22 protein-coding genes are annotated in these 23833 nt (G+C 37.9%); 9 read left to right on the top strand and 13 right to left on the bottom strand.

What is annotated here, in order from left to right:
• The first annotated feature begins 17 nt into the window (after nucleotides 1–17).
• From ACYX4O_RS10250 to ACYX4O_RS10240, 3 genes are all read left to right on the top strand, one after another.
• The gene (locus ACYX4O_RS10250) at nucleotides 18–311 is read left to right on the top strand and encodes a Dabb family protein (RefSeq protein WP_476356906.1); all 294 of its coding nucleotides are present in this window, start codon (nucleotides 18–20) and stop codon (nucleotides 309–311) included.
• A 260-nt stretch (nucleotides 312–571) separates the two neighbouring features.
• Nucleotides 572–1276 carry an LAGLIDADG family homing endonuclease gene (locus tag ACYX4O_RS10245; RefSeq protein WP_476356904.1) on the top strand — a complete coding sequence of 235 codons (705 nt, stop codon included), beginning with the start codon at nucleotides 572–574 and terminating at the stop codon, nucleotides 1274–1276.
• Nucleotides 1277–1297: 21 nt separating this feature from the next.
• A complete protein-coding gene (locus ACYX4O_RS10240; protein ID WP_476356902.1) occupies nucleotides 1298–1672 on the top strand; it encodes an rRNA methyltransferase in 375 nt (124 codons plus the stop codon).
• Between the two features lie 226 nt (nucleotides 1673–1898).
• Here ACYX4O_RS10240 and ACYX4O_RS10235 read toward each other — a convergent pair whose 3' ends face one another.
• From ACYX4O_RS10235 to ACYX4O_RS10210, 6 genes are read right to left on the bottom strand one after another with little or no spacing between them, the layout of a single operon-like run.
• Nucleotides 1899–2882 (bottom strand): Gfo/Idh/MocA family protein, encoded by a 984-nt coding sequence (locus ACYX4O_RS10235; protein WP_476356900.1) that lies wholly within the window; start codon nucleotides 2880–2882, stop codon nucleotides 1899–1901.
• Between the two features lie 3 nt (nucleotides 2883–2885).
• On the bottom strand, nucleotides 2886–3662 hold the full coding sequence (locus ACYX4O_RS10230; protein WP_476356898.1) for a sugar phosphate isomerase/epimerase family protein: 777 nt from the start codon (nucleotides 3660–3662) through the stop codon (nucleotides 2886–2888).
• Between the two features lie 15 nt (nucleotides 3663–3677).
• On the bottom strand, nucleotides 3678–4601 hold the full coding sequence (locus ACYX4O_RS10225; protein ID WP_476356897.1) for a hypothetical protein: 924 nt from the start codon (nucleotides 4599–4601) through the stop codon (nucleotides 3678–3680).
• Between the two features lie 34 nt (nucleotides 4602–4635).
• Nucleotides 4636–5463 (bottom strand): carbohydrate ABC transporter permease, encoded by an 828-nt coding sequence (locus tag ACYX4O_RS10220; protein ID WP_476356895.1) that lies wholly within the window; start codon nucleotides 5461–5463, stop codon nucleotides 4636–4638.
• Nucleotides 5464–5486: 23 nt separating this feature from the next.
• Nucleotides 5487–6434 (bottom strand): carbohydrate ABC transporter permease, encoded by a 948-nt coding sequence (locus ACYX4O_RS10215; protein ID WP_476356893.1) that lies wholly within the window; start codon nucleotides 6432–6434, stop codon nucleotides 5487–5489.
• Nucleotides 6435–6463: 29 nt separating this feature from the next.
• Nucleotides 6464–7801 (bottom strand): ABC transporter substrate-binding protein, encoded by a 1338-nt coding sequence (locus ACYX4O_RS10210; protein WP_476356891.1) that lies wholly within the window; start codon nucleotides 7799–7801, stop codon nucleotides 6464–6466.
• Between the two features lie 140 nt (nucleotides 7802–7941).
• Between ACYX4O_RS10210 and ACYX4O_RS10205 the strand changes: the two genes are divergently transcribed.
• Together ACYX4O_RS10205 and ACYX4O_RS10200 are read left to right on the top strand one after the other, a co-directional pair.
• Nucleotides 7942–9768: a sensor histidine kinase gene (locus ACYX4O_RS10205; protein WP_476356889.1), complete on the top strand. Its 1827-nt coding sequence runs from the start codon at nucleotides 7942–7944 to the stop codon at nucleotides 9766–9768.
• A gap of 2 nt (nucleotides 9769–9770) precedes the next feature.
• Complete coding sequence (locus ACYX4O_RS10200) at nucleotides 9771–10814, top strand: response regulator transcription factor (RefSeq protein WP_476356887.1); 1044 nt, start codon at nucleotides 9771–9773, stop codon at nucleotides 10812–10814.
• A gap of 38 nt (nucleotides 10815–10852) precedes the next feature.
• Here the strand turns inward: ACYX4O_RS10200 and ACYX4O_RS10195 are convergent, their stop codons facing one another.
• The 6 genes from ACYX4O_RS10195 to ACYX4O_RS10170 all read right to left on the bottom strand — a co-directional run bounded on the left by ACYX4O_RS10195 (nucleotide 10853) and on the right by ACYX4O_RS10170 (nucleotide 20064).
• Entirely contained in the window at nucleotides 10853–13633 is a 2781-nt protein-coding gene (locus tag ACYX4O_RS10195; protein ID WP_476356885.1) for a CBM96 family carbohydrate-binding protein, read from the bottom strand.
• Nucleotides 13634–13757: 124 nt separating this feature from the next.
• Nucleotides 13758–15779 carry an alginate lyase family protein gene (locus ACYX4O_RS10190; RefSeq protein ID WP_476356883.1) on the bottom strand — a complete coding sequence of 674 codons (2022 nt, stop codon included), beginning with the start codon at nucleotides 15777–15779 and terminating at the stop codon, nucleotides 13758–13760.
• Between the two features lie 24 nt (nucleotides 15780–15803).
• A complete protein-coding gene (locus ACYX4O_RS10185; RefSeq protein ID WP_476356881.1) occupies nucleotides 15804–16868 on the bottom strand; it encodes a dihydrodipicolinate synthase family protein in 1065 nt (354 codons plus the stop codon).
• On the bottom strand, nucleotides 16869–17885 hold the full coding sequence (locus ACYX4O_RS10180; protein WP_476356879.1) for an NAD-dependent epimerase/dehydratase family protein: 1017 nt from the start codon (nucleotides 17883–17885) through the stop codon (nucleotides 16869–16871).
• A 409-nt stretch (nucleotides 17886–18294) separates the two neighbouring features.
• Complete coding sequence (locus ACYX4O_RS10175) at nucleotides 18295–18867, bottom strand: sugar O-acetyltransferase (RefSeq protein ID WP_476356878.1); 573 nt, start codon at nucleotides 18865–18867, stop codon at nucleotides 18295–18297.
• A 66-nt stretch (nucleotides 18868–18933) separates the two neighbouring features.
• The gene (locus ACYX4O_RS10170) at nucleotides 18934–20064 is read right to left on the bottom strand and encodes a glycosyltransferase family 4 protein (RefSeq protein WP_476356876.1); all 1131 of its coding nucleotides are present in this window, start codon (nucleotides 20062–20064) and stop codon (nucleotides 18934–18936) included.
• 396 nt (nucleotides 20065–20460) lie between these two features.
• On the opposite strand from ACYX4O_RS10170, the gene ACYX4O_RS10165 reads away from it, so the two are divergent.
• The 4 genes from ACYX4O_RS10165 to ACYX4O_RS10150 all read left to right on the top strand — a co-directional run bounded on the left by ACYX4O_RS10165 (nucleotide 20461) and on the right by ACYX4O_RS10150 (nucleotide 23524).
• Nucleotides 20461–21231: an ABC transporter ATP-binding protein gene (locus tag ACYX4O_RS10165; RefSeq protein WP_476356874.1), complete on the top strand. Its 771-nt coding sequence runs from the start codon at nucleotides 20461–20463 to the stop codon at nucleotides 21229–21231.
• Nucleotides 21228–21980 (top strand): ABC transporter permease, encoded by a 753-nt coding sequence (locus ACYX4O_RS10160; RefSeq protein WP_476356872.1) that lies wholly within the window; start codon nucleotides 21228–21230, stop codon nucleotides 21978–21980. The genes ACYX4O_RS10165 and ACYX4O_RS10160 overlap by 4 nt, the downstream gene beginning before the upstream one ends.
• Nucleotides 21981–22005: 25 nt before the next feature.
• Nucleotides 22006–22998 (top strand): ABC transporter substrate-binding protein, encoded by a 993-nt coding sequence (locus tag ACYX4O_RS10155; protein ID WP_476356870.1) that lies wholly within the window; start codon nucleotides 22006–22008, stop codon nucleotides 22996–22998.
• 145 nt (nucleotides 22999–23143) lie between these two features.
• Nucleotides 23144–23524, top strand: coding sequence for a PadR family transcriptional regulator (locus tag ACYX4O_RS10150; protein WP_036779022.1), 381 nt, complete (start codon nucleotides 23144–23146; stop codon nucleotides 23522–23524).
• Nucleotides 23525–23567: 43 nt separating this feature from the next.
• Here the strand turns inward: ACYX4O_RS10150 and ACYX4O_RS10145 are convergent, their stop codons facing one another.
• Nucleotides 23568–23813 (bottom strand): hypothetical protein, encoded by a 246-nt coding sequence (locus tag ACYX4O_RS10145; RefSeq protein WP_476356867.1) that lies wholly within the window; start codon nucleotides 23811–23813, stop codon nucleotides 23568–23570.
• Nucleotides 23814–23833: the final 20 nt, after the last annotated feature.

Raw genomic sequence — 23833 nt, 5'->3', positions numbered from 1 at the left:
AAAGGTAGTTGAGAACAGTGATTGAACATATTGTTTTATTCAAATTTGAAGAACAGACAACAGAAGAACAACAAAAGGAAGCTATTAAGAGGTTAACATCTCTTAAAGAAGAAATACCAGGCATTATCGATATACAAGCTGGCTTGAATTTCTCAGATCGAAACAAAGGGTACGAATTAGGATTAACAGTACGCTTCGAAGACAAGAAAGCTCTTGAGCAATACGGACCGCATGAGAAGCATCAAGAAGTGGTTGCATACTTAAAAGAAATAGGACTTTCAGACATTTTAGCTGTGGACTTTGAGATGTAAATCTTACTTACAATAAGGTAAGCTCCTTACTTCCTGTTAGGTGCTTACCTTAATCCTTTCACTCTCCATTTGTTATCTAGGCATTCCGAGTGCTAAAACTAGACCACGGGAACAAATGTTTGTACAATGAGTATATGTACAAATTTTCCTTACGTTTCCTAAATAATTAAAGAGGGAGTGGCGCTATTATGCCCCGTAAGCCTGGTATTTCAGATCAGTACCTCATAGACTTATACAGGAAGGGGACACCTTTTAAAAAGATGTCAGTACTCTCGGGATTATCAGATCGTGCAATACGTAATATTATGTATAAGAATAATGTTAAGATGAATCGTGAGCAATATTCAGGGCAACCAAGGAAACATGCTGTGAACGAAGATTTTTTCAAGAACTGGAGTCACCAAATGGCCTGGGTATTAGGGCTTTTTATTACAGATGGGTGTGTTAATCAATCGAATAGTATTTCATTTTCTCAAAAGGATGAGAGACTGCTTCAAATTGTTGCAAGATATATGGATGCAAAAGATAATATCATACCTCCTGCTTCTACAAGAAATATATATACACTGCTTATTAATTCAAAACAAATCAAAGAAGATTTAAAAATTATGGGAATTACATCAAATAAGTCACGTAATGTTCAGTTTCCTGAGGTTCCAGAGAAGTATTTACCTTCTTTTGTGAGAGGCGTAATTGACGGTGATGGATGGGTTCAAAAGACTGGGTATGTAATGAACGTAACTAGTGCCAGTTATCACTTTGCTAATGGGTTACTAAGTGTCTTTCACTCCTGGGGATTGCGATCTGAAATAAAAGAAGAATTAACGAAAAATGGTAAAAAGATTTATCGGGTATGGGTGAAAGGTAAAGAAACTCTCCCAAAGTTAGCGCAAATTATTTATGATAATACTGAAGAAGCATACGTATTTAAAAAGAAAGCTCGTATGACCATTCATACAAATTAGAAAATTGAGAGGTTGATTGTTATGTGGAAATCAGTAGATGGAAGACTAGTACAAACTACAGATGAATCTAGAATTAAGTTTAGGACGAATTTAAGTAGATCAATTATTAATGATCTAAAAAGAATTGCTGAAGAGCATGATACACATGTTAATTATTTATTAGAAAGTGGTTTAAGAAACGTTTTAAATCAGGGGGAAATTATTTTTAATAAAGAATTCAGGCCAAAAGATCGTACACAATATAAGACCACATACAATAAAGAACTTTTAGCTGCAACGAAAGAATTTGCTAAATCTAATAAGTTAAGAACGAATGATGTTATTGAATATAGTGTTCAATTTATAGATATTGATGAAAGTAAGGATAGGGCATATCGATATAGAATAGAAAAATAAATCTATATCGATATCAAATAACGCCCCGGACATAATATATATTATCGGTAGTAATAGAAAAATCGTCAATCTCATCTCATAACCAAAGTACACTAGTGATATTGAGATGAGATTTAAAATTTTAAACATATAACTTCTAAAATTTATACTTTTATAAATCAAGAAAAAACTAATTTCCATTCACATTTAAAATACATCTATCTAGAATTTTTAACCTTTACTATGATTATCTATTAGTAATAATTAATCCTTTATTTTGATCATTCGATTCATAAATACATTCAACTGTACGAATTAATGATTTCGCATAGTTTCCATTGCTTTCTTTTTCACCATAAATGGTTCGAATCATATCTTCTAGCTGCAATACAAACGGATCCGGTAAATCTGGAACGTTTACTGCTACATATTTTCCGCTCTCAGCAATGAATACTCCTTTTCCTATTTCAACTTTCACCATACCGTTCTCAAAGATGAATTCCGTTCGCTGTGAAGGCTCACCAGAAAATCCAGACATTGAGATCGTTACAGGTACACTCCTATCTGTTTCCAAATAAACAGTCCCACTCCCTTCTACATCTGTTTCTAAGATCGATGTAGGATAATATAAATTCGCTTTCACATATGAAAATGTTGACCCTATAAGCCACTGAATCTTATCAATTGAATGAGTTCCAAGGTTCATAAAGATCCCTCCCCCTGCCTTTCGTTTCTCCAAAAACCATTTCGGACGGTCAGGATCAAAATAAGGAACGAACCTTGAGTCATTAACCATCAATAGCGGTCCCAGGTCATGAGTCTCAATATATTCTTTAGCCGTGATAGTTTCTGATAGATAATGTTGAGTATGAGCAACCATAAGCTTAACACTGTTATCCTTTACACAATGCAAAATTTCATCGCATTCATTAGCGTTTAAAGCCATCGGTTTTTCTAATAAGATATGGCATCCCTTATTTGCCGAAAAAAGGGCAGCTTCTTTATGAAGGTAATGAGGAAGTGTGATAATCACGAGGTCTGGTGTTTCTTTCACAATCATTTCTTTATAGGACGTATACCCTTTCACTCCGTTTTTTGCAGCTACATTCATGGCTTTAACATAGTCATTGTCAGCTATAGCTAGTAGTTGAGTACTAGTAATCTCTTTAATCGCTTTCAAATGATGTTGCGCTATAATCCCAGCTCCAATTACACATATTGATATGCTCATAAGCTATACTCCTAATTCTGAAGTTAGTTGACGTAATAAGTATTGATCTTCAATTGCATTCGTAAATACTTGATCCGTATTTTCATCTCCTGATGCCACGCCTGCTGTAAATTCAATGGAATAAGACCCCTTAAAACGAAGATCATGTAGTTTATTTATACGCTCTCTCACAAACGACTCGTCGCTACTCAACAGATGAAAAAGTTGATTTCTGTACAGACTCACGTGAGCATGTGTGATGGATGAACCTAAGTGTTGAAACCATTGCTCTATATTAACTTGATCATGGAAAGGGTGAATAATCGCCTTCACTCGGTTAGAACCAATTTGATCAAAAACCTGGTAAGCTGTTTCTGGATCTTCCATAACCGTACCTGGATGACATTCACATAGGAGCTCAGAGGAGTGTGGCAACTGATTTAAAAACGCTTTTACGTGGGTAATATACTTGCTTGTATACTCCTTTGAATGACCTAGATTAAATTTAACCGCCTTACATGGAATATCTGTTACTAAATCAACCACTTTGGCCCTCTCATTTTCATGACCGTCCTCAAATTTAATATAAGAGTTCAATACTTCAATTGGCAATTTTCCTTGCCTTAATCTTGCTTGTTCCTCCCCACTTGCCTTCAAAAGGTGGTTTTGCCATATTTCCAAACCATCAAAACCACTTTCTTTTATAGCAGGTATCCATTCACTAACCTGTATGGAAGGTATTTGGCTTTCTTTCCAACGATTTTTCTCCAATAAAACAGTATTTAAGAGAATCTTCGGCATAAACTCACCCCTTTATTAATGATAGCTACAGTTAGAGAGAATATCTTCTTGAAGAGGGTGCAAATTAATTCGGAATATAGCGCTTGGCCTCCCTCGTTTATTTGACTGTTCCTCTCCGATCACAGTAGCGATTTGATGATGTTCAAGGGTAGATAAGATTCTTCTAGCACTACGTAAAGTAATTGAAAACCCTTTAGCAAGTTCCGAAGTTGTAATGGTATTCTTTCCATTGGAATAACAGAGGCATTGCAGCCGGTGTAGTGTTTTAGCGCTAACCTTTAGATCTTGTAACGCTTGAAAAGCGGATGGATTCTCCAATCGAACCTTTTCACTCGTTTCGACTTTCTCTTGTATTGCATATCTCCTTACCTCTTCTGTTATATGATTTAGGGATTGCTCTATGCACCTTTGGGTCGGCACGATCAAATGTACGGGTATACACAAAGCTTCTAATTGATCCTTAATGAAAGGATCGCATGTAACGACACACTGAGCTTGCCTTGTGTTCCATAATTGAACATGATGCATCAAAACCTGATCTCTTTCTCCCTCTTTATATTCAGTAAGGATAATTCCACTCCCCTGGAGTTCTTCAGATATACTAGATTGAGAAAGGTTCATGGCATCAACACTAATTGTATAATGACCCGTTTGTTCAAAAGCATTATCATAACTGCACTTAAATAGACTCGAATAAAGAGTGGTTTCAGAGACTGTAAGTGTAAAGATGGGAATATGTTCAATAGTAGCTAAGAGGTCTTTAGGGATTCTTAGGGGATTGGCTAGTAAAATCGCGTGAAAACGATTCATGTCTTCTGCAAAAAGTTTGCCTTCTTGATAGATATACGGAACGAACGTAAATTGTTTGTATAAATGATCCGTTTCAGAAACCTTCATAACGATTTCTTCACACCCTATCACCAATACGTTAAAGTTCATCTCACTTCACATCCTTCTTTCTGTCCCGCGAAAACTATTTAAGGCCGGAAGAGCTAGCTCCTTTCACAAAGTATTTCTCTGCAAATAAGAAAACAAGTAAGATCGGTAATAAAGACATAAGCGCTGCAGCAATTAAGTACTGCTCTTGCCCAAACCAAGCTCCAGACATTGATAATATGCCAATCGGTAACGTAAATTTATCTTCTGAAGAAAGATAAATTACGGGCGCCATAATTTCATTCCATTTTGTCATAAAGGTAAAAATCGTAAGTGTGGCTAATTGTGGCTTACACATAGGCAAATAGACTTTCACAAACGTTTGGAACGGATTACAACCATCCAGTTTGGCTGCTTCGTCATATTCTTTCGGAATAGCAAGAAAGGCTTGTCGCATTAAGAACACCCCAAAAGGTTGAGCTAACCATTCAAGAATCCATAATGGCACAAGTGTGTCTACGAGTCCTAGTTGATTAAAGATCATAAATTGCGGAATGATCATAACGACTGGGGGAATCATGAGTGTTCCAAGAACCATCACGAATAAAGAATTCTTAAATGGAAACTCGAGTCTTGCAAATGCATAGGCTACCATTGAACATGAAAGTAAAGCTCCTATAACCGATAAAATCGTTACGATGAAACTATTCCACGCATAGGTATCCATTGAAGTCATTTTCCATACTTCAATGTAATTCTGCCACTGAAAGGGATTTGGGATCCATTGTACTGGAATGGCCGTGTACTCTTTGTAGGACTTTAATGAATTAAGTGCTGCACTTACAAGTGGTGTGAGCATAAGCAGAGAACTAAACAGGATAACCGTATAGCTAATTGCCTTTCTTTTTTTAGACCGATTAAACATGATTAACACCCCAACATAACAGACTATTTCTCATAGTAAACCCACTTCTTTTGCAACTTTAGTTGAATCATCGTGATGCCAAATAAGATGATAAACAAGACCCATGCAATAGCCGATGCATACCCCATCTTTAAGAAAGAAAAGCCTTGTTGGAATAAATAGAGCATCAGTACCATGCTCGCGTTATTCGGTCCTCCTGCAGAGGTTACATCACCTAAATGACTTGTCATGACATAAATTTGTTCGAAGGATTGAAAAGTTGTGATGGTTGTTAGAACTAATACGAGAAACGTAGTCCCTGAAATCAACGGTACTGTTACGTGTCTGAATTTCCTCCAAACCCCTGCCCCTTCTATTTCAGCTGCCTCATACAAATCTTCTGGTACATTTTGAAGGCCAGCTAAAAAGATAATCATCATGTAACCGACCCCTTTCCATACAGCGACAGCAACAAGAACAGGTATGATCAACCCTTCATCACTTAGCCATGCTTGCGGGTTGTTTCCTAATTTCACAAGGATTGTATTTGCAAGCCCAAAACGAGGATTTAAAATGGCATCTGCCACGTAAAGAACAACCGTCCATGAACAAATAACAGGGATAAAATGAGCAATTCTAAAAAACTTTAATCCTCTTAAACTCTGGTTAAGTGCAACAGCAAGCACTAATGCTAGAATCGTCTGAGCAGGTACGAACAAGATTGTAAAGTAAAAGGTGTTCCAAAGTGCTTTATGAAATACAGGGTCCTGTATAAGCGTTGTATAGTTTTCAACCCCGATCCATTTGGGAGCATTTAGCATGTCGTATTTTGAGAAACTAAAATATAAGGACGCAGCTAGAGGAAATGACAAGAATACAACGAATTGAATAAGGTATGGGGATACCATAAGGAATCCCCATCTCCCTTCTGCTGTTAACTTCTTTTGTTTAGGACTTTTAATAGGTTTGACTCGTTCTACAAGTTTTGGCATCTAGGACACACTTTCTTCTTTAAATTTGGTTATTCCTTATAAAAATCATCCAAAACTTTCTTCACTTCCTTGTCTGCTTGTTGCAATGCTTCCTCTATACTTGTTTCATTTAGGAAAGCTCTGTTTATGTTGTCATTAAACTTTTGAAGCCACTCCGACCATACAGCATTTGTATCGAGTGTGCCTGCAAATTCAAAACTATCTAAGAACGCTTGCTTATTAATCTTGTTATCACTTGAATTTAAGAACAGATCTGAGTTGGCCACAGACTTCTTAACGGGTACCGCTTCACCTAATTCAGCCCATTCCTTTTGAACTTCATCTTCTGTAACCCAGAATTTAACCCATTCCCAAGCCGCTTCTGCTTTTTCATCTGAGCTGTTATTATTTACAATCCAAGAGTTTGCAATTACAGGGGCGAACCGCTTCCCATCTGGACCTTTTGGCAAAACTGTAACATCGTAATTTATGCCTGTTTCATTTGCTGCTAGTACCCTTGCATAGATTCCAATCCTCATTGCTGCAGTACCACTTGGGAACGGTGACATTGGACTTTGGAAACTCTGAAGATCAGATGGATCTGTTAAGACACCTTTCTGCATCCCATCAACGATCCATTCCATAGCTTGTTTATTCTCTTCAGAATCTATAATTGAATTCTTTAACTCTTCATCAAGAACTCCGCCACCGAAAGATTTCAATACAGGCATCCATCCTTCTGTGATGTTAAAGAAAGTCATCCCATACTGATTGACTGCTTCTGAATTGAAACCGTTATCCGTTGCTCGCTTCCCATTAGCATCAATGGTTAACTGTTCTGCTGTTTCTTGTAGTTGGTCCCACGTCCAAGTATCATCCGGGTAGTCTACACCCGCTTCATCAAACATATCCTTGTTATAAAACAACGCTCCGATTTGAATGCCTTGTGGAACAGCAAAGTACTTTCCGCTAGCATCTTTATTGAAATCAAGGCCATAATACTCATCCTTATTTAGATCACTTTCAATCCAATCCGTAACATCTTTTGCTGCTCCACGTTCAGCATACTTTGATACAAGCACACCGTCAGATAACCATACATCTGGAGCATTATTACCTGCAATTTGTGTATCTAACTTTTGAAAGAATTGAGAATACGGGGCATTTTGAGTAGTAACTTTAATATTCGGATGTTTTGCTTCAAATTGATCAATAAGCTCTTCCATTTTTTCATCAGCACTACCTGAAGAGTAATACCCGAGCTTAATTTCTACTTGTCCTTCTGCGTTTCCACTGTCAGCATCTGATTCATTGCTACACCCTGCCATAGCAAAAGCTAAAATCAAAGAAAGTAAAAGTAAAAGACCATATTTCTGTGAATGCTTCATTCCTTTTCCCCCTCTATTGTTAACGCTTACAATATTATCTTAGTAGTAAAGCCGAAATTACAGAATAGACATCGATTTGATTTGTTGTGTTTTTTTCAAAAAGGATCAACTATACACTACAATGAAAGGGTGAATAGCTCTTGAAGAACGATCTCTTTCATAGAAGATCTATTCAAATTAAATTGTTATGGGTAATTATTATCTTTGTGTGTACCCCCTTATTAATATTCGGATATATTTGGTATGAGAGAACTACCACTGCTATACAAGATAATGCCATTCATGCCAGTCAACAACTCCTGAATCAAACCAAAGAATACTTATCTTTTTATTTAGCTGACTTAAAAAAAGCCACAACTCCTCTTCTAAGTAATACTTCAATACAGAACTATTTGAAATCAAAACATACCCCTGATACACGCTATGAACAATTTATTGAAACGAAAAGAATTCAAGAAGAGACATTTGGACAAATTCTAAACGGACGTTCTGATATTTTTGGCCTGTCGTTAATCAGCAAAGATGGGAGGCAAGAACATAATTACTCTCAGGTGAAGGGATTTATTGATATTGATGAAATAAAGAAAAGAAATAGAGATTTATGGAATAACCATGAACAATTTGAGAGTTATGAATTACTAGATTTAAGCTTTTATAAATCAACTCCTATCCTTACAATTGTTCAGAAAATATATGATCAAAACACATATGAATCGATTGGTTTAATCGTAGTAGACCTCAACCTTAACCAAATTGCTTCTATATTGAATGAGATTATAGATCATCATTTCAATGAGGTGTGGTTAGTAAATGAGGATAATACAATTATCTATCATCCGCTTCGTAATCAATTAGGGCAACCGTTTCAAGCTGACTATACGGAGGAGACCATTCCTTTTATTACTCAACTTGATCAGCAAAAAACCTTACTCGTTCGAGAATCTCTCCCCAATGCCAATTGGATGATTATGGCTAGCGTTCCTTTAGAAGATGCGATGACGAGGCTGGTTACACTTAGGAATTTCACCATTTTAGTAGGTTTAATTTTGATAGGACTTGCTATTCTTTTCGTAGGAGGTTTTTCTTTCACATTAACTTACTCCTTACAGCATCTTCAAAAACTCATGCGAGAAGTAGCTTCTGGAAAGTTCCCAGCAGAAAAGCCACGCCCCCTTGCCCTTTATCAAGAAGATGAAATTAGTGACTTATATAACAGTTTTTACAGTATGACGGAGAAACTCTCAGAGCTTATACAGCAAATCCGCTTATCAAAATTAAAAGAACAAGAATTACAAATTAAAACGAAAGAAGCGGAATTACAAGCGATGCAGTCTCAAATTAATCCACACTTTCTATATAACACGTTAGAGATCATTAATTCCTACGCCATAATTGAAGAACAAATGGAAATTAGTCGCATGACGACCTCTCTTGCTGACATGTTTCGCTACAATGTTAGCAATACGAAAAAGGTTGTCTCTCTAGAAGAAGAGCTGCAGCATATTAAGGCTTATTTTCAAATTCAACTGGAACGTTTTGAAGGGCTACATGTTTCTATCGAGGTAGACGAATCTTTGACTGCACATGTTTTAACACCAAGGTTAACGCTCCAACCTCTAATCGAAAATGCATTTTCTCATGGTTATGAAGAACATTCTTTAGTTCCAACGTTTATTGGAATATACGGAAAGAAAGTTAATGGTGATTATATTTTATACCTGGTTGACCATGGCAAAGGAATGGTAGCCGAAACCACAGAAGCATATAACTATGCCTTCATACACAATACAGAGCCACCCGACGATTACAGAACGACGAAACGTATTGGACTCTTAAACGTTCATAAGAGAATTCACTCTGAATTAGGGTTCCCTTATGGATTATTCATCAAGAAATCTAACCCATCTGGTACGGTTATTGAAATCCGTTTGCCTTTACGTATGGAAGACATAACAAAGGAGGCGTAATTGTGTTCAAAGTCATTACAGTGGATGATGAGAAATTAATTAAGCGGAGTATTTCAGCCTTAATTCATAAGAATGAGACAGGGTTTCATGTCGTAGGTGAAGCAAATGATGGTCAAGAAGCGCTGGAGCTTGTTTCTAAGTACACCCCTCATCTAATCATTACGGATATACGAATGCCTAAATTAAATGGATTAGATTTCATTCAAAAAGTGCGGTCTTTAGATCAACAAGTAAAGTTTATCGTTATATCCGGTTATGATGAATTTGTATACGCTCAACAAGCTTTAAGGTATGGTGTAAGTGATTTTCTATTAAAACCCATTAAACCGGACTTATTTCTCTCTACATTAAATACTGTTTATCTTCAGATCCAACAAGAGCACCCTTCTTATTCTGAGCGTCAGGAGCGCCTAGGGTTAATAAGCTCGTCTGCTAAGGAGATCAGTAATTTGGTGTGGATGCTTGAAGAAGAGAAGCTTGTTAAGAGAATCAGCGAAATCCACAAAGTTTTACAAGATAAAAGGTTTACCACTTCCCTCATAAACGACTTTTATCAGGATTTATTCACTAATATTTCGACTAATTTAGAGAATCAGACTTCATACAATCTACCATCTCATAAACCATTCCCTAATGAGACAGAACTTCTTCCAGACCATCTGAGGGCACATTGCAAGAAGTGGATCAATCTTCTAATACAAAAAAGAAATATTGGTCATAAAACAAATATCCTTTCTGCCGCTCGATATATCGAGGCAAATTTCAAAGAAAGTACATTGACCTTAAATGAAGTTGCAAACATAGTGGATATGTCCCCCTCCTACTTTAGTATGGAGTTTAAGAAGGAGATGGGAGAGAGTTATAAACAATTTGTAACAAAGTTACGTATAGATAAGGCCAAACTATTATTAAAGAATCCGATCTATAAAACTTATGAAATCGCAGATACCATTGGTTATATTGACTACCCACATTTTACAAAGACCTTCAAAAAAATCACTGGTTATACTCCAACTGAATACAGAAAGCGTATTGGAGTTCAATAACAAAAGGTTGCCCCTGAACAAGGAGGCAACCTTACTTGTTAGTTACGAATTTCTAATGTTGGAGGATTTGTACCCTCTTTACTTTGAATAGGGACTAAACGATCCATTAGAGCATCATCAGAGAAGCGTAAGGTAAGCGAATGAACATTTTCTAAACTAGAAACCCATTCTGTTAGATCAAGTTGGTACCATCCCTTAGCTGATACCTCGATCTCCCCCACTTTGCTAAAGGTTAATGAATCTGGTTGAGTATTCCACGTTATGTCCTCTTCATTCCATTCTTGGTTGGCTGCTCCGTAAACCGAGAGCGGTACACTTGATACTTCAGAATCATGAATATCCCGGTCGATAAAAATGTTTAGCGTAAGTTTAGCAGGATGAACAAGTGACGATGGCTCTGGTGAGAATTGAATATAAGCTTTACGATCGTAGTTCACAACAGATTCCTCTAAACCTTTTACTTCTAGAATAGGAGAACCACCATAGTTCAGGTCTCCATAAGAATCACTTCGTATATAGGCATCCTCACTTGCTGGGATACTTTCAAACGCCCATGTAGTTTCTAAATCATAAGAAACATCCTTTGAAGAAGCCCAGTAATACCCTGAGGCTTGGATTGCATTTATTTTAAACCCAATTTTCCCTTTGTTCGTTCCAATCGTTTCTGACTTGAATGAGATCTGCCCTTGGTCATCAGTTGTTCCATTTACGACTTTCCCACTAACATATTCAAACCTTCCGCTTAGATTGGACTTTACAGGTAAACCCGTTTGTAGATCGGAAACCGTTAACGTTACATTTGCCCCCCCATCAGAATAGCTTATAGAAGCATCTTCTACCATTAGTGGCTTTAAGGATGTTTGAGTGGTTGTAGCTGATGTAACGACAGAGGCTGGACCAATGTTTCCATTTACATCTACTGCTGCTACCTTATAATAATAGGTAGTATCTGCTAGTAACCCCTCATCTATATAGGATAAACCTCTAGACTTCCCGGCCAAACTACTTTCATCTAGTGTGAAATCAGGTGTCAAACCTCTGTAAATTGCATAATGTTCAACTTCACCATTATCGTATGCTCTACCATAATCAATAACAATCGATTGATAACTAGTTGGTAAAGCATTGGGCTGTCGGTTCACTTGTGTGGGAGCTTCAGTATCAAGTGGCGGCTCCCAAAACACGCCATCGCCACTCCATTCTGATGGTAAATAACGCAATGTATCATAGTGATGTAACGCGATTCCACCAAAAGAAGGGGATGAACTCATAGATGCATAGACTTTATCAAGTTCATGTTCCATATAAGTGCGTCCTTCTTCTCTAAACGAAATAAGCTCGGGGTCTCCTCCGTCAGCTATGTCCTTTGTTTCTACACCAATAACAACTGAGTTAGGTTTATTAATGGATGTAGCGTACTCTATTTCATCTTTAGCTCTCTCAATAATTCCATTTGAGCCTTCTGCAAAATCACGATAATCCATGATCGAGATATAATCAAGTGTGTCTTGTATGTGTTGAGATAGCCACTTTGTTTTACTTTCTCCACCATCCATGTTAGGAGCCCATGTAATATTTTCAGCATAAGGAGAACTGTCATACCAATTAGGAATCGCCGCTCCCATTAATAAACTAGAATCAGAAACACGTTTTAGATTCATAATCTTCTCTAGTAAATCAAGATATTTAATCTGCAAGGAAGGTTTCTCTGTTTTAAACTGAGAAGCTATATAGGGTTCAATATCAATATTCACACCATCAAATTGCTCTTCACTACTTGAAGAAAGGTTATAATTGATAATATTTTCAACCTCTTTAAGGGCAATATCATGATACCTTTCAAACGCACCAAAATGAGGTGGTTTCGTTCCGCCAGCGATAAGAGCATGAACCTTATATCCTTTCGAATGTGCCCAGGAAACAAGATCCCGTACCCGGTCTCTCTCATCCTCAAGCATATCCACTCCATTATACCGATCCACTCCTAGGTAAAGAGTTGTAATAGCGTCCTGGTTAAATGTTGTGGTGTCTTTTGCAAAAGCATCTAAAACGTCTCTTGAACCTTCATTGTAGATTAAATTATAAGAAGCATTTTCCCATATCCACATGGAACGATCCTGTTGATCAACAGTTGTGTCAACTGGCCTTCCGTCCCCCGTCCTCACATATACAGTTTGGCTTAAACCGATATTCCCTAACTTATCTACAGCCTTAGCTTCAATGCTATAGGTTTTGTCTTGTTCAGAAGGAGTAACTAAGTGATAAGAATAAATGTCACTTTTCTTGTTCGTAAGCGTCCATTCTCCCCCATTTACCCTGACATAAACCGCTTCTATTTCATTTTTACCTGAAGCTGTTACCGTCACCTTAGTGTTCTTTTTGATAGTTGTGTCCGTTTTTGGGTTCTTTATTATAACTGTGGGGATGTTGGCTTTATTGTTATCTACTTCAAGAAGAAGCGGTTCAGACCAAGTGGAATATCTAGTAATCGTACTTGTTCCTTTTAGAACGATTTCTACACTTCCGTCTAAGTGGTTAGTATCGAGATCATAAAACCATTCGCCAGAGTCAGAAGAGTTTGGAACGAGTTGAGCTTTATTCACTGTCATAGCATTGATAATGACCTCAATATTCGTTACAGCTGAATAAGACCCTGATATTCTTACCACACCAACAGGAAGGAGATCACCATTTTGATGGGAAGTAATCGTTAGAGAAGACTCGGCATGCCCAATATGAGGAGACACACCTTGGAAGAATAATAGAGGAATAAGCAGCACCAAGAAAACGATCCGTCTACGTTGTATCCATTTTTTCATGAAAAGACCACCTTCTATTAAATTTTGAAATGCAAAGAACCATAAATCCACCACCTTTGTGATGAGTTTATGGTTATAAGAGGATAAATAGACTGACCGTTAAACGTCCGTTAATAGAATTGATTTAAACCTTTATCACGCTTTTTTGAAATTGACCTCCTTCTTCTTTCGCAAGCATCACTGATCCAGTCATGTGATGCCCTGCAAATTGAAAGCTGTTCGGTCCGGAATGAGATACAACCACCCAATGCTTCTTCTTTCCTATATTGATTTCCAAACCTGTTACATCGTGATTTGTAAAATTATCACCAAACGTATTTCTTACTTCTATCTCTTTTATAACAACATCTTCAGTCACAGTTTCGTGAAACGGGATGAGAGCTGTAACCATTTGAGTTTTACCTGTAGCCTTATGCTCAAATACAAGTTTAGAAGATGGATGTTTCTCATTGTAATTCCGAGAGATCCAACACTTATCCCTTGTTAGCATAGCTGGAGTAATACCTCGAATGAATAATCCTTCCTTTTCATTCAATTTACACACCGCTTCAGAGCAATTGTGATAAGTATGCACAGCAACATCCTCACTGAAATGAAAATGTTGAGCAAAATGGTGTTCCTCATTCGCCTGGAATTCATCTACGACCAACCAATAATACGGTTTTACAAATAGAATTTTTCGGACTACTTGGACGGGATCTTTTAAGTTACGATAACCATCGTGGCCCGCTTCAGCATAGTCATAAGTTTCACATGTCTTCCAATATGACGGAGTGGTTCTTGCGATATCGCCCCACGTCCAGGAGTCTCTAAACTCAGAAATAGAAGTATGGTCTACAATGGTCGTATTATGTTGAAACGATTCTTTAAAGTATCGTCGTTCTTCTCCTTCCACGTACGTGTATCGACCTGTGTCGATCAGCATATCCTGACCAAATACATTTAGGTCAAGGTGTAAAAAATCATCATGCCCATGTGCCTGGATAATATCCATGTGACCTCCGTCAAATAAACAGTAATGGCTTCTTTCTGACCACCCGCTCCTCATTATGGAATAACCACTCTCGGGTAAATGGATGGATGTTTTTGAAGGTGGGGTTGCAGCAAGATTATGAAACTCATCTATCCCTTCTTTTCCGTAGTACCAAGCACTCTCATAGTCCAATTGACCATAAGCTTGATGTTTCAAATCTCCTCGTTTGAATAAAACTGCTCCTCGACATAGAATATCTCGTATATCCGTATCATCACTGTCACTAATCATAGGTTGATAGCCAGTCGGTTTGACAAAGGCTAAAGACGCGAGAAATAAACGTTCTAAAGACTCCTCACATATAGAAGGCAAGAGATATTCGTTTTTCTTGGCTAGCCATACACACTCAAATAAACAATGGAGCACTTCGTGATGATACATAGGGCTTTGCTCGTTATGCATGCCATCTTCAAAGATCTGCAGCTCACACATCCTTACTAAGCGTTCTATAGCAATGGAAAGCCAAGTTTTCGATTCAAGAAACTCCGGGAACAGCATAGCAATTTGAAACAATCCATTTGTCTCTAAAAATCCCCAATTACTTTGCCTGTCATGCGGAGTAAAAGCTATACTCAAATAAGTACCGTGCAAATGCACCGCTTCCTTGAAGAGCTGCTCAACTTCACTCGTCCAATAATGTGATGCCTTCACACATTGATACCCTTTTATCCAATTTACAATACGAATGCCACTGTCTAATTTTCGCCATGTATCTTTAACATTATAATTTTGTTCCTTACTTGAATGTATTTCTTCTATTGATAAGGGATTCTGCTTAATCCAGTCTTTTAACAGGTTTATATAAGAGGTTACATACTTCTCATCACTCGTTAACCAATACGCTTGACCTAATTCAGACATGAACCTACTTCGGTTTAAGTTAACCGTCCACTCAAAATCTCCTCTAAATTGGTACGTCCAGTCGATCTTATTAGTAAACGTTACCGGACTTTCACACCTTTCCATATCCCACCGATGCGTAAAGATAAACGATTGCTCGGAAGCGAGATCTGCCCGATGGATGACTTCTTTTACTTCTTCTGGCCACATTGTGCCACAAAAGGAAATAATATCTTTTCGATCAGCCATATTGTAAAAAAATCGCTTATTCAAAGGAAGCCTCCTCTGTTAAGTCATCTATCTTTCCAAGAGCCACTTCTCTAAATTCTCGTTTACAAAACAATCATCATTAAGGTGGGGATATTGCTCGTATATACGATCAATTTCTTCTGATTGTCCTGGACTTAAGCGGTCTTGATCACTTAAGCACGTATTCTCAGACAATAAACCTTGTCTTCTCAACACTTCATTAATGCCTGCAATACATCCTTTGTAGTGATGACTAGCGTCAAATAGTGCCGCATTACTATCTGTAACATGTGTAGCGGTCGTAAGTATTGAGGAAGAAAGAATTTCTTTTTCTCGTATTTTCTTAATGTCTTCAAGTAGTTGAACCGCTTTAGACGTCCAAACAGCCCAATGGCCAAGGAGGCCACCTACAATCGGTTTTGTAACGGTTTTTTCATTGACCGTGAATTGATAACTTGTAAGTAAATCAATGACGATATTGTCGTCATTCCCTGTATAAAGAGCGATTTCATCCGCTCGACTGGAGTGACACACAGCCCTAACTACGTCTAGGGTCTGGTAGCGGTTAAAGGGCGCCATTTTCACAGCACAAACCCCTTCAATTTCAGCAAATTGTTCCCAGAACTCATAGGAAAATGTTCTCCCACCTACTGAAGGTTGAAGATAGAATCCAAAGACCGGAATAATAGTTGCTATTTCCTTTATTCGCTCCAGATGTTCTTTCTCTGTTAAGTGCAACCCTCCCATGCTTACAAGCCCTATATCATAGTTTAGTTCTTTTGCAAGTGTAGCTTCTGTCAGAGCCTGATCAGTTGGCCCGCAAATCCCTGCTATTTTTAAGAAAGGCTTATTAAGACCTGCATGATTTACTTCCTCTGCAGCCAATCTTAAAACAGTTTCATACAAATTAATGCCTGGTTCACGTATTTCAAATTGAGTCGTATGGACGCCAACAGCAATTCCACCCGCTCCACTATCCATATAGTAACGCGTTAAGGCTCGTTGTCTTCTCTCATCTAATCCTTTCTCTTTCGTTAGTGCTAGAGGATGCGCTGGAATAACAGTACCTTCGTGTAGCAACTTCCACTTTTCTTTATTTATACGTGTATCCACTTAAAACTTTCCCTCCCTCTCCTGGAAGTGGGTTGGTTTAGCAAGGACCTCACCCTCATGCTCCAACCACTCTGCCGTCCATTCGATCATTTCTCGAAGAGTTACTTTTGGGTATCCAAAGAGTTTGTGGGATTTTGAAGCATTACTCAATAAAGCTGTATCTTGTTCATCTCCAATAATGACAGGAGTTCGATTCATTAACTCACCAAACTGCTCAGCAGCCCAGCGAATGGACATTGTTTCAGGACCTGTAACGTTAAGGGTTTGAGGGGGAGAACTGCAATATAATAAAGAACGTAAAGCCATGTCGTTCGCATCACCCTGCCAAATTACATTAGCATGGCCCATCGTAACATCAACGGGCTTGCCCTCTTTTACAGATTTAGCTATTTCAAGGAGAACGCCATAGCGAAGATCTATAGCGTAGTTTAAACGAAAATGAAGCTGAGGAATGTTGTATTTGTGAGAATAATAAGTAAATACACGTTCACGCCCAAGGCATGACTGTGCATACTCCCCAATCGGGGCCGTAGGGTGTTCTTCCGATACACCACCGCTTTTAACAGAGGTAAGGGGATATACATTTCCCGTTGAAAACGACACAATTCGTGAATTTTTAAACTTTTTCGCTACTAAACCAGGTAAGAAAGAATTCATAGCCCATGTGAAATGCTCGTTTCCTGTAGTTCCAAATTTATGCCCTATCATATAGATGATATTCTTCACATCAGGTAACTGGTGTAACTGCTCTTCATCCAACAGATCAGCTGCAATAGTCTTAACCCCATACGCTTCAAGCTCACTCCGAAGAGAACCTTTCGAGAACCTCGAAACAGCATAAATCTGTTTTTGCTCTTTAGCTCGATCGACTGCATTTTTAGCTAGCTTTGCTAATGTCGGTCCCATTTTCCCGCCTACTCCTAATATCATAATATCACCATCAAGTAAGGTGATATCTCGTACTAAACCAGCGGATGGTTCACACATTTTTTCCTCTAAATCACGAATATTCCTCAAAATTTAATCCCCCTTTTCCACAATCATAGTATCCTATTTATTTTTATCTTATGGTAAGGAGTACCTTGAAACAATGTCTTTAATAGGACCGTAAATCGTACATGTAATTCCTTAATTATATGAGAATTGTTTGAACTCACTATCTTCATAAAAGCGTAGGATCAGATGATTCTCTACACCAAATTAAAGCATCCGTAGAGAATTTTAGATATGCATATTTATTCTTTAATTCCGTATATAATGATCAAATTATCGGGGGTTCGATTCATTTTATGTTTTATTTATGTAAAAATGGGACTGTTTTCTTAAGACGTATAATCATGACTATATATGAAATTATTACTATAATTTTTTATAAAAAAAAGATGAAGGGACAATTAAGTATCCATTCCTTCATCTTTTTCAGACGCTATGCGTTTGTGTTAAATTCAACTTTTTTAATCATTCGAGCAGGGTTACCCCCAACTATGACATTATCCGGTACATCCTTTGTGACGACAGCTCCAGAACCAATGATTACATTATGACCGATGGTAACACCAGGATTAACGATTGCATTCGCACCAATCCATACATGATCTTTGATGGTTACCGGTTTCCCATACTCAAGTCCTGAACTTCTTGTTTTCGGATCTATCGGATGAGTAGCTGTGAGAATTCGAACACCTGGAGCTAATAAACATTGATCTCCTATTGTTACTGGACAAACATCTAAAATAATGCAGTCAAAATTGGCATAGAAATCCTCACCTACATGAATATTATATCCATAATCGCATCTAAAAGTGGGTTCTATGGCAAGATGGTTGCCTGTAGAGCCAAACAATGCTTTTAATATATCTGTACGTCTAGTGCTTTCCGTTTCTGTTGAATGGTTAAAAAGCCTTGTTAATTCCCTGGCGTTTAGTCTGTCTTTGACTAATTCCTCGTCACTTGCGTCATACAACTCCCCAGCTAGCATCTTATGTTTTTCAGAATTCATTATATATGCCTCCTTTCAGGATAAAAAGAAAAAGCCTTAGGATGACTAAGACTTTTCATGATGGTTTCAATTTGCTTGTTTCATTTTTATAGATCCTAACACTTGCTCATAATATTCCAATAACTGTGCAGAAGGTTTTGTCCAACTGAACTTTTCCGCTTCTGCTCGAGCATTTTCTCGCAGTGTTTGCATAAGCTCCACATCTTCTATCTTCTCTACCGCTTCGATCAGGCTCTTTGTATCTTCATTTTCAAACAATAGTCCTGTTCGTCCATCTTCTACTTGCTCCATAGTAGGACCACTTTTTGCTGCGATAACAGGTAGTCCTGAAGCCATCGCTTCTAAAATAACAAGTCCTAACGTTTCCGTTACAGAAGGGAAAATAAAGGCATCAGCTGATGCAAATGCTTGGTTTAACTCATCACCATGCAAAAAACCTGTAAAGATCGCAGTTGTATCTTCAAATGTTTTCTCAACTTCTTCACGAGCTGGACCATCGCCAACAATGGCTAATCGGACATCGTCTCGCTGTTCAAGGAGCGGCTTCAATTTGTGTATTTCCTTCTCAGCCGCAAGTCGTCCAACGAAGACCAGCAACTTCTTATCAGGTTCTCCTCCCGTAAGACGATTCCTCATTTCCTGACTGTAATGTTCTGGAGAATAACGATCCACTGCTACGCCTCGTTTCCATACATGAACATTATAAAATCCTTCTTCATCAAGTTCATCTTTAACGGCTTGTGAAGTACAAAGATTCAGGTCTGCTTGATTGTGAAGGCGTTTAAAATGCCACCATAGTAACGGTTTAAAGGCATATAATTTATAGTAATCCAAATATTTTGGAACATGGGTGTGATAAGAAGCTAGTAAGGGAAGGTTCAATTCCTTTGCATATTTCACTCCTGACACTCCAACCAGGGCAGGATTCACTACATGAACGATATCCGGATTGTGTTTTTGAAGTAACGACTTCACTACCTTATTCGGTAATGAGAAAGGACGATATTTATAAAAGGGCAACGTCGTTGTCTTTACACCCTCTACAATAGCTCCTTCATATTCATAAACACCTAAGTCAGGAGCAATGACTACCACTTCATGTTGCTCACTCCTCAGGTATTTAATAGCTTCTTTAAGCCTTGTTACCACTCCGTCAGTAGATGGTAAGAAGGTTTCTGTTACAATGGCGATCTTCAAGCTGCATACTCCTTTATTTCACTATTAATGTTTAAGGTTTCCATATCAATAGGATTTTACTCTATGTACATTTTAATAAACCAAATATGTTTTACTGTTACATCTATTTCTAATCATATCAGTAACCTAGCTTTTATTTCACTACAAAAGCCTGAAATCCTTGTTAAAACTATGTGAGGTTTATATACAAAACGTAAATTATGTAAGCCAATACCGCACATATTGTACCATATTTCTATACATTACACAGTGGTCAACTTTCGATCGATCACTTATCCTGAATATGAAAAATCACAAAATTCTAAAATAGGTTGACACGTTTTTCCATGTGGCCGTATAATATAACGCATACAATTCCGATTATTCTTATAAGAATTAAAGAAAAGGGCTGAGCTAATGTACTTAGAATTTAATAACGTGTCGAAATCTTTTCCACACGAAGAGAACGGAGCATGGGAGGTTTTTTCCGATATCAACCTTTCTATAGAGGAACATAATTTTGTATCGATATTAGGACCTTCAGGTTGTGGTAAATCTACGCTGCTCTCAATGATAGCGGGACTTGAGTCTATAACAAATGGAGATATTCTTTTAGAAGATCAGCCAGTATCAAAGCCTGGTCCTGATAGAGGGATGGTCTTTCAGCAACCTGCGCTATTCCCATGGTTAAATGTTTTAGAAAACGTTAAGTTTCCTCTAAAACACTTATCGAAGAAAGAGCAAGCTACAACAGCTAAGAAGTATTTGCAGATGGTGCACCTTAGTCACTTCACACAATCCTACCCTCATGAGCTTTCAGGTGGAATGCAGCAACGTGTAGCAATTGCCCGCGCCCTTGCAATGGATCCAAAAGTGTTATTAATGGATGAACCATTTGGTGCTTTAGATGAACAAACCAGGCACATCTTACACGATGAGTTATTACGGATATGGTCAGAAGACCAGAAAACCATACTCTTTGTCACTCATTCAATCTCTGAAGCTATTAAGTTATCAGACCGAATTATCGTCATGGGAACACGTCCTGGTCGAATTATAGAGGATTTATCCATTACACTCCCAAGACCTAGAGTAAGAACAAACTCAGATGTTATCGCTATGGAGCAGCATGTAATGGGATTATTAGAAGGAGAAATCAACAAAGTTTTAAAGGAAGAATTACAATGAAAATCTTACTAAAGCGAATTTTGTTTCTTGTAGCGGTTATTGCTCTCTGGCAAGGTGTCTATTCCGCGGGAGTCTTCCCAGATATCGCATTTCCACCTCCCCTTGATGTCTACTATGCTCTCATTGAAGGATTCGGAGATGGGACTTTAACGAAAGCTCTTTTGGCTAGTTTTAAACATTTACTATATGGCCTCCCCATTAGTATTGTACTTGGTACATCGATCGGGGTATTGTTAGCTAAATCTAAACAAGCGGATGAAACCGCTGGTATGTACTTAATAGCATTACAGAGCATCCCTAGCATCGCTTGGGTTCCTCTTTCATTATTACTGTTTGGTTTCAATGAAATGGCTGTAATATTTGTGGTCGTAATAGGTGGAGTTTTTGTAATGGCTCTTAACACACGAACGGCACTCCGTAACGTACCTTCATCTTTCAAGAAGGCAGCGCGAACTATGGGAGTTAATGGCTTAGAGCTGTTCTTTAAAGTTGAAATTCCTGCTTCTGTTCCACACTTTATGACGGGCATTCGACTTGCTTGGGCATTTAGCTGGCGGGCGTTAATGGCAGGTGAATTATTAAGTAATGGACCGGGTCTCGGTTACTCCTTAACTTATGCTTTTGACTTTGCAAGAGTTGACGTTGTTATGGCAATTATTTTGATTATTGGTGTGATTGGCTCAACTGTAGATCATCTTGTTTTCTCTAAATTAGAGAAAACCGTCATGAAACGCTGGGGTCTATTATAAAAACTTTTAAAGAGGTGGATGACTTATGAAAAAAATGCTATATGTATGCACGATTGCTCTCCTTGCCGTTATATTATCGGCTTGTGGAAGTAAGTCTACATCAGGAGAAACACCTGAGGAAATTGTAATTGGGTACTTCCCAAATATTAATCATGTTGCTGGAATGGTAGCAGAAGAAAAGAACTTTTACGAAGAAACATTGCCAGATGGTACAGAAGTAAGTTATAAGTACTTTCCAGATGGTTCTAGCTTTATGACAGCAATTGAAACTGGTGAAATTCACGGCGGGCTGGTAGGCCCTGGTCCGGCAATGAATCATTTTACAAACGGAGCGGAGATTAACATATTAGCCGCAGGTTCTACAGGCGGCACAGTCATAATGTCACGAAAAGATTCCGGTATTAGCTCACCAGAAGATATTAAAGGAAAAACGTTTATCTCTCCTCGAGTTGGCTGTACTCATGATGTGCAATTCGAAACGCTAATGATGCGTGAATTTGGTATGAAATCTGATCGTTTAAACGGAGATATGAAGCATGTCACAGGTAAACCAGCGACATATGCTCAGCAATTTGCGAATGGCAAGGTAGATGTAGCAACCGTTCCAGAACCTTGGGCTTCTTACATTGAAGAAGAAGGATATGGAGATGTGCTAATTGACACAAAAAACGTAGCTTACGGTGAAACACTTCCTGCTGCCGTATTTGTAACTTCTAGTAATTTGGTCAAGAAGGAATCGGAACTCGTTCAAAAATTAGTTGATGGACACATGAAGGCGACAGAATTTATTCAAGAAAATCCTGATGAATCCAAAACGATTGCTATTAACAAGATTAAAGATATTACAGAACAAGAGTTATCTCGAAGCGTAATTGACAGCGCATGGGAGCGTATCACTTTCACATATGAAATTAACCCCGATTACCTTCAAATGTTTGCTAACTCTTCATTCGATTTGGAATTCTTAAAAGAACAACCAGATTTAGAAGGTTTAGTTGATAAAAGTTTTATAGAATAATATTCGCCCTTGAGAATGGTTATTTTGCTATTCTCAAGGGTTTTATTATGTACATTCTGAGTTACTACTAAGTATATAATATGGTATACTAGATATGTAGATGTTGGCAACAAACTTATTTTCTACCAAAAGGGGTGTGGAATGGATGTCAAACAAGAATAATCCAAAGAAATTTGCTTTGAACATGTCTGCCGCTCAGTTTACTAAGTTTTATATTTTACATTTGTTGCACAAGCGCACATCTTTAATCAGTGAACATTTTAAAGAGGAGTTTAGTAAGCTGACAGGCAACTGGCAGCCAGCTCCTTCAACGTTACTCGATACTCTTCATGACATGACAGAAGAAGGTCTGTTACAACGACGTGAAGACTACAAGTCCCTTGAGAAAAAGCGCCAAAAAGTATATTGGTACCGTGTAACAGAACAAGGAACAGAAGAATTTGAAGTTATGAAAAAACATTATAAAATTCTCTTTGACGAACAAATTCATATTTTGAAAAGAATTATGAATGAAGTTTATCAATAAAAAACCGCTCCCTCTTATAAGGGAGCGGTTTTCTTTAAGCGTCTCATTTACCGTTTTGATCCATATTTTGATAATGATCATGTTGATTAGTACGAAGAAAAGCCACAAATGATAAGACAGCGATGATCGATCCCATGACTAACAAAATCGTTCCAGTGATTGAAGTTTGTTGAAAAGGGAGCAGATTGGTAACATCGATTAAAAATAATTGTAACTCAGGTGATGTGCCAATGTTACTTCCGTATTCTTGGAAGAAATCGATCCCTTTCAGTAGTAGATATAACCCCAAAAAAAGTCCACAACCGAACA

It is taken from the genome of Pontibacillus sp. ABV4_188 (assembly GCF_056311905.1).
The sequence above is the reverse complement of the archived record's forward strand: the minus strand, read 5'-3'. Positions and strand labels throughout refer to the sequence as shown.

Coding starts and splice junctions, on each gene's coding strand:
- ACYX4O_RS10240 (WP_476356902.1), top strand. CDS start 1,298: ATGTGGAAATCAGTAGATGGAAGACTAGTACAAACTACAGATGAATCT.
- ACYX4O_RS10245 (WP_476356904.1), top strand. CDS start 572: ATGTCAGTACTCTCGGGATTATCAGATCGTGCAATACGTAATATTATG.
- ACYX4O_RS10150 (WP_036779022.1), top strand. CDS start 23,144: ATGTCAAACAAGAATAATCCAAAGAAATTTGCTTTGAACATGTCTGCC.
- ACYX4O_RS10155 (WP_476356870.1), top strand. CDS start 22,006: ATGAAAAAAATGCTATATGTATGCACGATTGCTCTCCTTGCCGTTATA.
- ACYX4O_RS10160 (WP_476356872.1), top strand. CDS start 21,228: ATGAAAATCTTACTAAAGCGAATTTTGTTTCTTGTAGCGGTTATTGCT.
- ACYX4O_RS10235 (WP_476356900.1), bottom strand. CDS start 2,882: ATGAGCATATCAATATGTGTAATTGGAGCTGGGATTATAGCGCAACAT.
- ACYX4O_RS10195 (WP_476356885.1), bottom strand. CDS start 13,633: ATGAAAAAATGGATACAACGTAGACGGATCGTTTTCTTGGTGCTGCTT.
- ACYX4O_RS10220 (WP_476356895.1), bottom strand. CDS start 5,463: ATGTTTAATCGGTCTAAAAAAAGAAAGGCAATTAGCTATACGGTTATC.
- ACYX4O_RS10215 (WP_476356893.1), bottom strand. CDS start 6,434: ATGCCAAAACTTGTAGAACGAGTCAAACCTATTAAAAGTCCTAAACAA.
- ACYX4O_RS10230 (WP_476356898.1), bottom strand. CDS start 3,662: ATGCCGAAGATTCTCTTAAATACTGTTTTATTGGAGAAAAATCGTTGG.
- ACYX4O_RS10225 (WP_476356897.1), bottom strand. CDS start 4,601: ATGAACTTTAACGTATTGGTGATAGGGTGTGAAGAAATCGTTATGAAG.
- ACYX4O_RS10175 (WP_476356878.1), bottom strand. CDS start 18,867: ATGAATTCTGAAAAACATAAGATGCTAGCTGGGGAGTTGTATGACGCA.
- ACYX4O_RS10210 (WP_476356891.1), bottom strand. CDS start 7,801: ATGAAGCATTCACAGAAATATGGTCTTTTACTTTTACTTTCTTTGATT.
- ACYX4O_RS10165 (WP_476356874.1), top strand. CDS start 20,461: ATGTACTTAGAATTTAATAACGTGTCGAAATCTTTTCCACACGAAGAG.